This window comes from Riemerella columbina DSM 16469 (genome assembly GCF_000374405.1).
Taxonomy (GTDB): domain Bacteria; phylum Bacteroidota; class Bacteroidia; order Flavobacteriales; family Weeksellaceae; genus Riemerella; species Riemerella columbina.
In genome coordinates, this window is record NZ_KB894244.1 from 1 (window position 1) to 13,963 (window position 13,963).

A 13,963-nucleotide genomic window follows, 5' to 3' on the forward strand; every position below is an offset into this window, starting at 1 on the left:
GACTGCATAGCCATTTGCTTTTCTTTACGCTTTTGTTCTAATAACGCTTGTTCATAGGCTTCTCCCTTATCTTCAGGTAATGAAATTTCCGTAGGCTCTGGTATAAGATCTTGCTCTACTTTTAATTTATCCTCAGAGTCATTTCCCATAAAGAACAATAGNTACATACATCCTAAGAAAACCAAACCCATCAAAGCAAAAATGAACCATTTTTTGAGTTGTTTTCGGTTTTCTTCTCTTTGAGCTTCGCTCTGTTCTTCTTGTGCCTGTTGCTCTTCATCTGTAAGTAGCACACTGAATTTCTCTGGCTCTTCTTGATTTGTTTTATTCTCTTCCATAAGATTTTATTTTTAATGGTGATTAAATTAGCGTTCGACGGTTTGTACATCTTCTTTTTTTATGATTCGAAATTGCTCAATGATAAACCCTTGGGGATTGTTATCCGAACGAACGGAATTAACCAATTGACAAGCAGTTACTAATTTTCGTTCGGTAATATTACTGGCTCTGGTGATATATTGCTTAGCATAGGTTTGTACTTGATAGGGATACTTATCAAAGTCACATACGATACTATCGACTTGTATTCTTTGACGAATATTTCCCGAGATGATTCGGTTGTAATAGCCTTTTTCGGCTAAATCATTGTAATAGTTGAAAGCGGTTTTGTCGGCTAAGAAAAATGCTCGTTTCATATTACTTTTAATGGCAGCCTTATCGGGAGCAATATTGAAAAAGAGTTCGTGGAATCTTCGGATATGTTCTCGAGCCTCTACGGGACGGTTCTTTTCGGCATCTTGCGAGAGGGCTAAAATGAGAGATTTCCCGTTATCCAGAACATAGATTTTCTTCCGTTGTTGTTCCATAAAATAATAGGCGTAACCAATGGAGAAAAGCGTGATGATTAAACACAGACCGGCAAAAATAATTGTGTACATTCGGATTTGTTTAAATCCATTTTCAATATTTCTTAAAATTTTAAATTCCATAATTTGATTCTATTTTATATAATCTTTAATAAGCTGAGACGAAAACACTCCATTAACTATCGCTGTCTTTGTCTCCACCACTTCTGTTAAATAGTTTTCCTGCCACATATCCGGCAGCGGCTCCGGCTCCTGCGGAAGCAATATTTCCGGCTTTTTGCGCCGTTTGGTTGATATTTCTACCAAAGTTGCCCATACCTCCCGCTTGAACTACCCAACCAGCCACCGATGGAATGGTGAAATATCCTACGATACCGATAATCATAAAGATAATATAGACGGTATTAGAAGTGTCAGGAATAAAATTGGGATCGGATAGTTGCTCAATATCATTGGCAAGTATTAAGGTTTGCATTTTGGCAAGTAACGCACTAAACAAGTCTGATATAGGCAACCATAAATAAATACTGATATATCTTGTAAACCATTGGCTCATGGTAGATTGAAAACCATCCCAGACGGAAAAGGCAAAGGCGATCGGTCCGAGGATAGAGAGGACGACCAGAAAAAAGGTGCGTATTGTATCAATCACCAAAGCGGCCGCTTGAAAAAGAATTTCTAATAATTCTCGAAACATATTTTTTATTTGCTGACCTAATTTATACATACCTCGTTCAGCATACATGGCTCCCGTAGTAGCTAAATCTTTGGGAGACCAGCCCAATTCGTCTATTTTTTTATCGAATTCTTCATCATCGACCAAGTACGAGGTTTCCGGATTTCGGAGCATAGCTTCTTTCTCCAGTAAATCTTTCTGCTCCTGTAGCTTATTCAGATTTAAAGTTTGTCCCTCTAAAATACTATGCGTACCCGTTACAACGGGACTCAAAACCGTATTAAGCGTACCCAGTACAATGGTAGGAAAAAACATAATGGCTAATCCGATGGCAAAAGGACGAAGCATCGGATAAACATCAATAGATTCGGCTCGTGCCAGGGACTGCCAAACACGCATGGCTATGTAAAACAACGCTCCCAATCCTGCAATCCCACGAGCCACGGAACTCATCTGAGAAGCTAAAGGCATCATCTCATCATAGAGATTGCGAAGCATCTCGTGTAGGTTGGTAAAATCAACGGCTAATAATATCATTGGTATAGAATTATGTTGTGAATAAATGGGAAATGATTACCAATACCTAGACTCGGTTCCGTATAAATCCAATACGCGTTTGGTATCATTTTTCTTTTTCGCTCTTAGATAACTTACTGATATGTTTTTCTTCGTGTAATAACGAATAAGGCTATGATATTCCTTAACATCTCTATATACTTGGTCAATGATATCCATTCGTTCCTTATCATTCATAGACAATGAAGACGCATTGATGATTTTCTTTAAATCATTCAGTAAGCCTGAACTCTCTTCCAATAACTGAGAATACCCAAAAGCAATGGCTTCTAATTCATCAGGACTAAAATTGGGGTCTTGGGTCATCTTTTTAAAGTTGGTTACATAGATTTCAGAAATATCACCTACCATTAAGACGGTTTCTTTTACCTTTCTTGCATCTTTGACAATCGTCTTTACTTTCTTCAAAGCATCGTAGTATTTCTTTCCTTGCTTGTACACTTTTTCTACTTCCTTGAAGTTTTTAAGTGTATTGGCAGCGGTCGAAGAAGTCTGTACGATTTCTTGTGCCGTATTCACAATACTTTGTGCGAGGTTTCCAGGGTCGCTTACTACCCATTGAGCGTTTGCAGGTACACTGGTGCCTATTCCTAGTACAACCAATGCAGTCATAATAAATCGTTTCATTTGTTTAAAATTTAGGGTTCTATTAATAAAGTTCTTCTCTTCTCTCTTGTGCTTTTTGGCGAATGGCTAACTCTAAGTTGCCATCGAGTTTCTTAGCCAATTGCATTACTTCGTGTTTCTCGGACTCTTCGGTCGTATAGGCTAAATATTCTTCGGGGCTTACCTCAGTGGCATAGACCGCCGAATGCGTACCACCTAAGCCTATCCACACTTCTTTATACAATCGGTTGGGGTCATTGTTCTGGTTGATCGAAAGGATTTGTGATTTTTCTTTTTCCGTAAGTCCGAGCATTCTTTGAATATCCTCAAACTTGTTCATATACTTTCTTTGGTCGAGTAGTATCTTACAATCAGAGTTATTGATAATACTTTCCTTAACAATGATGGAATGAATAATATCATCTACTTCTTGTGTTACAATTACCGCTTCACCAAAGTATTTACGAACGGTTTTAAATAGGTATTTTATGTACTCTGCCATTCCTTCTTTAGCGATGGCTTTCCACGCTTCCTCTATCAATATCATTTTGCGAATACCTTTCAGTCTTCGCATTTTATTGATAAATACCTCCATAATGATAATCGTAACCACAGGAAATAATATCGGATGGTCCTTAATGGCATCTATTTCAAAAACGATAAATCGTTTATTGAGTAAATCCATTTCTTTGTCCGAGTTTAAAAGATAGTCGTACTCACCACCTTTGTAATACGGTTCTAAAACATTCAAAAAGTTCAACAAGTCAAAATCCTTTTCTCTGACATTCTTTTTTTCTAAGACCAGTCGATAATCTTTTTTTACAAACTCATAAAACCCATTGAAACAAGGTTGATGCTCGGGATCATCTTTAATATATTGTATATAGAGATTCACCGCATTAGACAAAGCGACTTCTTCTGAACGCCTTGCGGGTTCGTCTTCGCGTTTCCAAAGGGTCATAATGAGGGTTTTGATACTTTCCCTTTTTTCTATATCGAACACATTATCATCGGTATAGAAAGGATTAAAAGCAATCGGATTATCTTCGGTATAAGTGAAATAAACCCCGTCTTCGCCTTTGGTTTTAGTATTGATGAGTTTACAAATACCTTGGTAAGAATTCCCCGTATCTACCATGAGTACATGAGTACCTTGTTCGTAATATTGTCGAACCATATGATTGGTAAAAAAGGACTTACCACTTCCTGAAGGACCGAGAACAAATTTGTTTCGGTTGGTGATAATGCCTTTTTTCATTGGTAAATCCGAAATATCCAAATGGATAGGTTTGCCTGTAAGCCTATCCGACATTTTGATACCAAATGGACTAGGCGAACTATGGTAATTCGTTTCTTGCGTAAAGAAACACAAAGCCGGTTCTATAAAAGTGTAAAAACTCTCTTCGCTTGGAAAATCTGCAGCATTCCCAGGAATACCTGCCCAATACAAAGTGGCAACATCCACGGTATTATGATGGGGTTTACATTCGATAATTATCAATCCACTGCTTATTGATTTGATTGGCACGGCTGTACCGTCCCAATGAGTGCATATTGCGGGCAGACTTTTCAAACCGCTGCAAATTCTTTTCCGAATTATCGATAAAAAGATACTGATTATAAATGTGGTTGCAACTTAACAATAAGCCAACCGGACTGGCAAAAGACAGCCGGCAGTCGCTTCGGTCGGTGGATAATCCTTCATAGCGGATGTCGGAGGAAACCTTAACCGGTAAATCTTCCGTATCGGATAAAGTATGTAAGCATAGGCGTTGGTTACCGATGCGCATTTCCTCTGCCGATAGACAAATATCTTGTAAATTTTGATGAGTGTCCGGAGTCAAACTAAAATAGCGTTCCCATAGACCTTTGGAATTTTTATCGCCGATATAGTCTTTTTCGGTCAGTCGAGTGAGTTGTAAAAAGCCACTATCATTTAAGATGCGTTCAAATTGTGCGACCGCTTCTAAAAAGCGAGTAAAATGTTCTTTTTTGGTGACTTGCTTTGGAAGAAAATGCCCTTTGCAAAGAGATGAAAAGTTACTTTGCGTTCGCATTCTCTTTTCAGTAGTTTGTGTAATGAATAGATAACAACGGTGATTTAGAAATGGGCGTTCGTTAAAGTGTCTTTCGTAGGAACGCGTAAGAAAACTTAGCTCCTCTTTTTGAATCTCGGGCTGGTAGTTTTCTTTAGTAAACCAATCCTGTTTATGAACGACACAAAAGTCGGGTAATACTTTGACGGCTTTATGCCATATTGAGTGTAGATTGTCGTAATCATTAGAAGAAATTGTAAATAATTCTGGGAGAGCAATCTCAAAGCCGATACTAATATCGGCTTCTTTGGATAGCACACAAGCCTCTTCAATGGCTAACAAAGGAAATTTACTTTCCAAGGTTGCTGTTTTGGATTTATTTCTCATAAGTTGGAGAATTAGTAGGTTGGATAAATCGATGTACAGTTTTTCGGTGGATAAGATATTTAGGATGTCTTCTATTGGCGGCTATTTTCATTAAGCCGTGTTCGCCATATTTTCGATTCAGCGAAAAAGTCTGCCAAATGACTAAACTCGCCAATAGGACACCTAAACCAATCGTGATATAAGGACTTACGCCCACTATATATAGTATCATCGTGAGTAAAAGGATGCCCAATAACCCGCCTGCGAAAATAAACAGGTATTGGGCTTTGAGTCCTTTAAACTCTACCGTTCTACCGATGCCTTTATTGATGGCAAAACTCTTTTTCTTTCTTTCCATAGGACTATCGTTTATAAAAAGAAAGACCTTAGAATGGTAGCGGCTACAATCAAAAAGATACAAGCACCAAACCACGAAGCGGCGGTTTTACTTGTATCAGGATCGCCATTAGAGAATTTATTGTACACTTTAACTCCTCCTATCAATCCTACGACTGCACCAATGGCATAGATTAACTTGGTAGCAGGGTCGAAATAAGAGGTTACCATTTGTGTGGCTTCGTTAATTCCGTTTACGCCGTTACCTTGGGCAAATAAAGCGGTTGACACAAAGATACAAGCCACTAATAAGACTGTTTTAAATACATTTTGTTTTGCCATGTCTATACTTTTTTAAAGTTATAGGGCAAATGTATAGGCACGCTCTTAACGAATGATATTCTTGGCTTGTTTTGGAATTTTGTGGCAGGGAATGGCATAAAAAATAAAAATCTCTTGTAAGAGAATAAATAATTTTTTATTTTTGCGTATATTTATACTAAATTAAAATAACTGCTTAAAATTAATTTAAAAATGAAGAGAAAAAAAAAACCCATCTTTTTATTGGCTTTCTGTTCATATTTTACAATGTATGCACAGCAAGTAGAGCAAGATACTTTAAAAGTACATGAACTAGATGAAATCATCATTACAGCCACACAAAAATATGGTGAAAAGCAAAGTGTGGATATTGCTAAGATGCCATTAAAAAATATCGAAAATCCACAAATCTATAGTGTAGTTCCCAAAGAAATAATCAAAAGTCAAATTCTATTAACTAACCGAGAAATCGTAAATAATTCTGTTGGTGTTGTGGCTTTTAACAATCCTACAGGTGCCGTTACGGCTTGGATTAGAGGTTTTGAAACTAGAAATGCGGTTAGAAATGGTATGGCAACTCAATTTAGAGCCGAATCAGACCCTATTAATATTGAGCGTATGGAAGTAGTAAAAGGACCTTCAGGTACGCTGTATGGTGCAAATGCGGTTTCTTTTGGCGGATTAATCAATAAAGTGACAAAAATTCCTCATAATATCAATAGAACAGAAGTAGGTCTTTATACTGGAAGTTATGATTTGATGCGTTTAACACTTGATGCCAACCAAGGCCTTAATAAAGAAGAAACGGCGTTATTTCGCTTAAATGCTGCCTACAATTATCAACATAGTTTTCAAAATATCGGAAACTATAGAAATATTACCGTAGCACCAAGTTTCTTATATAAAGTAAATGACCGATTGGAAGTTCTAGCAGAAACCGAATTTGCGTCAATTAATAATACACAAATGCCTTACCCTAATCTATCGGGAGGTTATTTCAAGAATTTTAAAGAGATACCTATTGGCTATGACCAATATATAGGAGGTGATGATGTAGGTTCAAAGAGTAATATTGCCAATCTATTTGTGAAAGCCACTTATCGTATGTCGGATAGATGGACTTCAACGACTAATATTAACTCAAGCACTGGTTTTGTAGATTATAGTTATCAACTTTACCCTAGATGGACTTCGCCAACAACCATCGAAAGAAATGTAGGGCTTTATAGTGCAAGGAAATTATCATTTATACAATTCCAACAAAATTTTAATGGTAATTTTAACTTTGGTAGCGTTAAAAACAAAGTGTTAGTAGGGCTTGATTATACAAGAACCAACGCTGAACTAAACTTTCAATGGGCAAAATATGATGATATTGATGTAACCAAAGATTTTGCACCTATTATTAAGGCTAAAATAGATGGTATTTTAGCACAAGGTAATGCCGGACATTGGAATGATACTCAGCATAACACAAGTGCGTATGTTTCTGATGTGATAAACTTTACAGATAATTTAAGTGTTTTACTTAGTGGACGATACGACCATTATAGAAGTGAACCAAGCGTAGCATCTAATGCTAAGCAAGATGATGGGTATGAACAAAATTTCTTCTCACCCAAAGTAGGTGTTGTCTATCAATTGTTTAAAGATAAAGTCTCTATTTTTGGAAACTATATGAATGGGTTTATCAATCAAGGTATTGTAAGCCAACCTGATGGAACGCAATTAAGACTTAAGCCGAAAAAAGCCTATCAAAAGGAAATTGGTATGAAAACCCAATTGATCGGCAAAAAACTCTTCTCAACGGTTAGTTTTTACCAAATTGATGTAAATGATGCGACTTGGACAGATGCTCAGAATTTTACACAACAGAGTGGAAAACAAGAAAGTAAAGGTTTTGAGGTAGAACTGATTGCACAATTAAATAATTGGAGTATCATAGGAGGAGTGGCTTATAATGAAAATAAATTTACAGCTGGTGAACCGAGCCTTATTGGAAAACGCGTACAAGGTGCCCCTAAGAATATATATAATTTTTGGGTGGATTACAAGTTTGATACAGGATTATTCAATAATATCAAAGTAGGATTTGGCGGAAATTATGTAAGTGATGTGTTCTGGGATGCGGCTAATACTATCATTCTTCCCAATTATACAGTGTTAAACTCAAGTATTTTGTACGATACTCCTAAATGGACATTTGGTTTAAAATTCAACAACATAACCAATCAACAGTATTGGAATAGTGATGCACAACCACAAATGCCAAGAAATATAGCAGGAAATTTATTGTTTAGATTTTAAATATTTTTCATAGAGCGACTTTTGTCGCTCTTTAACTTTAACCTTTTTTAATTATGAGTTTTAGAATAAGAAATCTTAATACTTGGATTATTCTTCATAAATGTAAGGAATTAGGAATAGACTGTGAATTAACAGTCCCAGAAAAAGAAGATTTTTTAACGTTGAAAAAAGGAGAAACTAAGATAATTATCAACAGAGCTATTTCTCCATATTTAAAACATATACCTGGTGCAATTACAGAGGATAAAATTACATGTAATTTTCTTTTATTACAAGCTGGATTCCCTGTTCCTAACTTTATATTTAGTGATTCATTTAATTGTAAAGAAAAAAAATTTTTAGAAGAAAATAAACCTATTGTTGTAAAGCCTTTTGACACCAATAAAGGAGTGGGGATTTATATGGATATTAGTAATGAAGAAAAACTAAATCTTGCTATTGAACAATGTAAATTAATGAGTTCAAAGGTTATTTTACAAAAACAAGCTTTAGGAAAGGATTATAGGTTTTTAGTTATTAATCAGTCAATAGAGGGAGTGCTTTGGAATGAACTTCCTTACATAATTGGTAATGGTCAAGACTCAATCATAGAGCTAATTAAAAAAGAAAATATAAAGAGAGTTTCTGAAAGAATTGATGTTTATGGTAAGCAAACTGAAATGTTAGTAGAGATTCCAATAGAATATGTTAAAAATTACTTAACTAAAGAGGGATATTCTCTTACCGAAATATTACCAGAAAATAAAAAACTTTATGTGACAAATTGTGGCAATGGTTGGTCTGGAGCAATTTCTCATGATGTAACAGATAAAGTGCATAAATCAATATGTGATAAAATATTAGAAGTTACCAATTTTTTAGAAATTGATGTAGCAGGTTTGGATGTAAGATGTATTGATATACAAAAACCTGTAGAAGAGGCTGGGTTGAGTATTATTGAAGTTAATACACGTCCAAGTTTGATTGATCACGAAATACCTATGACTGGTAGTGCAAGACCAGTCACTGAAAAATACCTAAAATATTTGTTTAAAATGTAAAATGGAAGATTATACACGATCGTTAGCAGAAAGAGAAATCATTATCAGGCTAATAAATGTACTGAAAAATGAGAGTAATAATGATGTTATTTTCAAGACAGAAAATAATGTTCAGTGTTTCATACACCCTAAAAATCATAGTAAAGTTTTAATCTCTAATGATTACGAATCTCAGACCGATTCAGAATCTTTAAAAGCCTTAGAGATAGATAGTAAAGGGAACATAAAAAAGATGTCTTATGATACACTTCTGACTTACATTTTAGATATTTGGAAGGTTTTAGATAAAAATAGAGAGAAGACACTATATGAAGTGAAAAATTCCTTTAATAATCTTTGTGAGTCTTTTGAATGGGAGCAAAGCAATTTAGAATTAATAGAAGTTGAAACTAAAAAAATATTAGGTAAATGTCTTACTCCTATTGAAAAACAAGAATGTTTGAGAATATCCGAAAGTCTACCTTTCAAAGGACATCCATTACATCCATGCACAAAAACAAAGTTTGGAATATCGAAGGCTGACATAATTAAATATGCTCCTGAATTTCGAAATTGTGTAAATATTCCGCTAGTTGCCTTAAAAAAGGACAGTATTAAACAACAGGGTAATTTATCTTTATGGGAAAATTATCTTAATAAAAAACATAATATAAAAGTAAATGATGATGAGATTATATTTCCCGTACATCCATGGCATCTGGAAAATGTTATATATAAATATTTTGATAAAGATTTAAAAAAGGGACAATTAAAAGAATTGTCAAGTATTTCTTCCTATCCAACATTATCTTTTAGGACTATGATGGTGGAAGATTATAAAAATAATTTAGGAATTTACATTAAGCTACCTATAGCAGTACAAGCTACTAGCGTGTTCAGGTTACTTTCCAAAAGAGATATTTATAATGGTATAACAATTTCTAATTTTATACAGAAAGAATACACTAACTTAAAGTCCATTACAACACAAAAAGCTTCTATAATTTCTGATATTTTTGGTGCACACTCTATTAAAAGTGAAAATATTTTACATGAGTCCCCTCCTCTCTTATCTTTCGTTCTAAGAGAGTCTCCATTAGCCCTATGTTCTGAATCTGAGAAAATATTGACAGCTTCAAGTTTAACTCACAGAACACCACTTAGAAAAAATCCACTTTTAAAATTATTTCACAAGCAGTCAAATCTCAGCAATATAGAATTCATAGAAAAAATTTTTGAAATTTTATTATTTTTTCCCATAGAATTATTTTTGAAATATGGAATTGCAATTGATCCACATGGTCAAAATTGTTTGTTGAAATTTTCAGATAATGGGCACCCATTATCTCTTGTATATAGAGATTTAGGAAGTGTCCAAATGACTCATAATAGCTTTACTAAAACAATGGAAAGTTCTCTTATTGATTTGAATAAAACTATCATATCTTATCAGGAGTGTATGGAAGAGTTTATTCACTCACTATATAACAATCTAATAAGAGATTTTATTAATTGTTTTTCAGAGTACACCTTAACTAATAAAAATACCCTCTGGTCCTTAGTTAAGGAAGTTTCGCTAAATATAATTAAAAATATTGATTGTGATGAACAAGAAAAAAATAAATTTATTAAGGTGATTCTTAATCAAAAAATTCCTATCAAATCATTGCTTAGAATGAGAGTAGAAAACAGAGTTATTTTTAATCTTATAGATAATCCTTTTTATAATAAATGAAAAAAAACTTTTACTATAAATTTCTAAGTTGTACATTTCTAGGGGCTTTAGGAGAATATATGGTTCTAACCATTCTAAGTTGGTATATACTTGAAACATATAATGATTTTTCTATATTAGGTAAAGTGTTGTCTTTTAGGATATTACCTCGTTTTTTTATGGGGTTTCTTGGAGGATATTTAGCAGATAGATATAATAGAAGAAAAATGATGATTTTTCTTTATAGTTTCATAATGCTAACATCATTTGCTCAAACACTCTTAGTATCCATTTATGATAAACCAGCATGGTATTTATTGGCAAGTTTACTTTTCCTGAGGAGTATTTTTGATGGTGCAGAACCTAGTGTAAGGAATGCTATCTTACCACAAATAGTAGACAGAGGTACCTTAGCTAAAGCAGTTGGATATTATTCTACAGGCTTAAATTTAGCAGCTATAATTGCTCCTATAATTGCTACTTTCCTAATGTCAAAATTAAATTTTTCAACAGTTTTTTGGATTGATTGGTTTTTTCAAATTCCTGCATTTTTTATTCTATTTTACTTACCTAAAGTGAATATTTCAGATGTTAAAGAGGAAGGTTTTTTCAGATCATATAAAGGTGCATGGAAGTATTTGAAAGGTAACAAAAACCTCTTAAAATGTATGTTGGTTAGTATCACTATGATGTTTTTCCTTTTTCCATTTGGAGCTATGTTATCCATATTAGTTAAAGACGGACTTGGTTTAGGCATTAGTTCTTATGGATACTTGTCTGGTGTAGATGCTGCTGGAGCTGTTTTGGCAGGAGTTATTCTACATCATATTTTCTCAAATCCATTAAAAAAAATGAAAATCTGGTATTTAACTGCTTTACTTTCAGGAGTAATACTAATCATTTTATGTTTAAAACCAAGCATGGTAGTTATATATATACTAATTTTTTTATTTGGATTATTATCTCAGTTATTTAGAAGTTTTAGTCGTGTGGTCTTTCAAGAAAATACTCCTGATAAATTAAGAGGTAAAATAATGTCTATTATTATTTCTGATAGCGGTTTTATATCTTTAGGACTACTTTTATATACATTTATTGCTGAAAAGAAATCAATTTTCTTTAGTGTAACTTTAATGGGGGGAATTACAATTGTTATTGCAACATATTTGATGTTAAGGAATATAAGCAAAAAACATTTATACGAAGGAACATAATGAAAAAAGGTTTAAGAAAAATACATCGATATATTGGTTTAATTGTTGGTATCATAACCTTTATTAGTTCCATAACAGGCGCATTACTTGTATTTAAAGATGATATTCAAGAAATTACAAGAAATAATTTTATTTATCATAAATACAAAAGTAATGACCAAAATACTTTTCTGAAAATATCTCAAATTCTTGATGTAGTAAAAGAACAAAATGAGAATGATTATCCAATAGGATGGATAACCGTTCCTATAGATAAAAGTAGATCATATGAGATTCATTATTATGATAGGGATTATTCTGCTTGGAATTATTATGATGAATTTAAAGTCTACAAAACAATTTATATTAATCCATATACTGGAGAAATAATTAAAGTAATTAATGAAAAAAAAGATTTTTTCTTTATCCTTTTGAGATTACATTTTGCTTTACTGTTAGGTACAAATATTGGAAGTTTTATTGTAAGTATTTCAACAATACTTTTTCTGATTATGCTAAGTACTGGTATAGTGTTATGGTTACCCAAAAGGTATAAAAATCTGAAGAAAAAGATATGGTTCAGATGGGAAAAGTCCACTAACTGGAAGAGAAAAAATTATGACTTACATAATATTTTTGGAGTATATATCTTTTTACCGGCATTTATTATAGCATTCACTGGGTTATTTTTCGCTTACGATATTCTTCCTAAGACTGCTTTTTATATTGCAACAAAGGGTAAGATTAAACAAAGCGATTATGAAAATACTAAGAATACATTCGATGTTAATACGAAACATATACTTCCTCGTATGGAGGTAATTGATAAAATCAGCTCACAAGTTGATAGTTTATATCCCTATGCCTCTCATTATAATTTGATTCCCCAAGTTATTCTAAATAATAAGAATGAAACTATTTCCATAAAAGTTTTTGGAGAGCGAAATAAAACTTATATTCAGCATGAAATATTTTTTAATAATAAGAACGGAGAAATTTTAAAGAATTGTCCCTACTCAAAAAAGATAATAGCAGAAAAAATAGTCTTAAGTAATTATGATATACATACGGGAAGTATTTTAGGGCTTTCAACAAAAATTATCGCCTTTATAGTTAGTTTGTTATGTGCTATATTACCAATAACAGGATACATAATTTATTATAAAAGAAAATAAAATTATTGATCAGCCCAATCGTCTGGATAAATAAATGGTTTATGGACTCTAAAGTCTTCATAAGAATCTATAAATTTATTCATACTATTAACTCGTTTTTTGTCTTTTTTATCTTCACTAATTATATCGCGATAATTACTCCAGCTAAAAGAATGTAAGACATCTAATAGAAAGTTTTCTGAAAGAAAGATTACACTGGCTACCAATTGGGTAATACCTTCTTCTGACTTAGTATTCCAACTATATTTTGGAGAGAATCGTAAAATATTTGCTAATTTCAATCTATTTTTTGTAAACTGAACTTTTGTATCAAAATCGATAGAATGTAAATTTATTAGATTATGACTGTCTAATTCAGGGCATAAATACCACTTAAATTCATCATAAATTGCGTAGTTAACAGGATTTGTAAATGGCTGAAATAAAAGATATAAAGCTCGAGATGCATCAAAATTCTGGTGATATAAATTTTCTGGCAAGGTAGTATCTCATAAACTGTGTAAGTTAAAAAGAGGTTTTGAAAACTAGTTTTCAAAACCTCTTTTTAACTTAATTTGCAATTTTAAACATGATTTAGATATGATTGACAAGAATGAACTTTTAAACAGTAAGGAATTTTACAAGTCCTTCAAGAATGGAGAAGACCTAAACTCTTTCTTCAAAGAACTACACAAGAAAGCCATAGAGCATATGCTTTCGGCAGAACTTGACGCTCATTTAGACAATGAAAAACACGAGAAAACCAAAGATGGTAACTACCGCAACGGGTATG

Annotated in this window: 12 protein-coding genes and 1 pseudogene; 6 read left to right on the forward strand and 7 right to left on the reverse strand. The window is 33.2% G+C overall.

What is annotated here, in order from left to right; genetic code table 11:
• Nucleotides 1–365: 365 nt before the first annotated feature.
• The 6 genes and pseudogenes from traK to C237_RS0108015 all read right to left on the reverse strand — a co-directional run bounded on the left by traK (nucleotide 366) and on the right by C237_RS0108015 (nucleotide 5,804).
• Complete coding sequence (gene traK / locus C237_RS0107990) at nucleotides 366–989, reverse strand: conjugative transposon protein TraK (protein WP_018675976.1); 624 nt, start codon at nucleotides 987–989, stop codon at nucleotides 366–368.
• A 52-nt stretch (nucleotides 990–1,041) separates the two neighbouring features.
• Nucleotides 1,042–2,079, reverse strand: coding sequence for a conjugative transposon protein TraJ (traJ, locus tag C237_RS0107995; protein ID WP_018675977.1), 1,038 nt, complete (start codon nucleotides 2,077–2,079; stop codon nucleotides 1,042–1,044).
• Between the two features lie 36 nt (nucleotides 2,080–2,115).
• On the reverse strand, nucleotides 2,116–2,745 hold the full coding sequence (locus C237_RS0108000) for a DUF4141 domain-containing protein (RefSeq protein WP_018675978.1): 630 nt from the start codon (nucleotides 2,743–2,745) through the stop codon (nucleotides 2,116–2,118).
• A 22-nt stretch (nucleotides 2,746–2,767) separates the two neighbouring features.
• Nucleotides 2,768–5,147, reverse strand: a pseudogene (locus C237_RS13670) (TraG family conjugative transposon ATPase).
• The gene (locus tag C237_RS0108010; protein ID WP_018675979.1) at nucleotides 5,137–5,484 is read right to left on the reverse strand and encodes a DUF4133 domain-containing protein; all 348 of its coding nucleotides are present in this window, start codon (nucleotides 5,482–5,484) and stop codon (nucleotides 5,137–5,139) included. The pseudogene C237_RS13670 and the gene C237_RS0108010 overlap by 11 nt, the downstream one beginning before the upstream one ends.
• Before the next feature lie 11 nt (nucleotides 5,485–5,495).
• On the reverse strand, nucleotides 5,496–5,804 hold the full coding sequence (locus C237_RS0108015) for a DUF4134 domain-containing protein (protein ID WP_018675980.1): 309 nt from the start codon (nucleotides 5,802–5,804) through the stop codon (nucleotides 5,496–5,498).
• 192 nt (nucleotides 5,805–5,996) lie between these two features.
• Here C237_RS0108015 and C237_RS0108020 point away from each other — a divergent pair, with 192 nt between their 5' ends.
• From C237_RS0108020 to C237_RS0108040, 5 genes are read left to right on the forward strand one after another with little or no spacing between them, the layout of a single operon-like run.
• Nucleotides 5,997–8,090, forward strand: a complete 2,094-nt coding sequence (locus C237_RS0108020) for a TonB-dependent siderophore receptor (protein ID WP_156809734.1) — start codon at nucleotides 5,997–5,999, stop codon at nucleotides 8,088–8,090.
• Nucleotides 8,091–8,143: 53 nt separating this feature from the next.
• Nucleotides 8,144–9,130 (forward strand): hypothetical protein, encoded by a 987-nt coding sequence (locus C237_RS0108025; protein ID WP_018675982.1) that lies wholly within the window; start codon nucleotides 8,144–8,146, stop codon nucleotides 9,128–9,130.
• A gap of 1 nt (nucleotide 9,131) precedes the next feature.
• Nucleotides 9,132–10,844: an IucA/IucC family protein gene (locus tag C237_RS0108030; RefSeq protein ID WP_018675983.1), complete on the forward strand. Its 1,713-nt coding sequence runs from the start codon at nucleotides 9,132–9,134 to the stop codon at nucleotides 10,842–10,844.
• The gene (locus C237_RS0108035; protein WP_018675984.1) at nucleotides 10,841–12,037 is read left to right on the forward strand and encodes an MFS transporter; all 1,197 of its coding nucleotides are present in this window, start codon (nucleotides 10,841–10,843) and stop codon (nucleotides 12,035–12,037) included. The genes C237_RS0108030 and C237_RS0108035 overlap by 4 nt, the downstream gene beginning before the upstream one ends.
• Nucleotides 12,037–13,191 carry a PepSY-associated TM helix domain-containing protein gene (locus C237_RS0108040; RefSeq protein ID WP_018675985.1) on the forward strand — a complete coding sequence of 385 codons (1,155 nt, stop codon included), beginning with the start codon at nucleotides 12,037–12,039 and terminating at the stop codon, nucleotides 13,189–13,191. The genes C237_RS0108035 and C237_RS0108040 overlap by 1 nt, the downstream gene beginning before the upstream one ends.
• A gap of 2 nt (nucleotides 13,192–13,193) precedes the next feature.
• Here C237_RS0108040 and C237_RS0108045 read toward each other — a convergent pair whose 3' ends face one another.
• Nucleotides 13,194–13,670: a hypothetical protein gene (locus C237_RS0108045; protein ID WP_018675986.1), complete on the reverse strand. Its 477-nt coding sequence runs from the start codon at nucleotides 13,668–13,670 to the stop codon at nucleotides 13,194–13,196.
• Nucleotides 13,671–13,770: 100 nt separating this feature from the next.
• Here C237_RS0108045 and C237_RS0108050 point away from each other — a divergent pair.
• Nucleotides 13,771–13,963: transposase (locus tag C237_RS0108050; protein WP_018675575.1), on the forward strand; the 193-nt coding region annotated here is incomplete at its 3' end.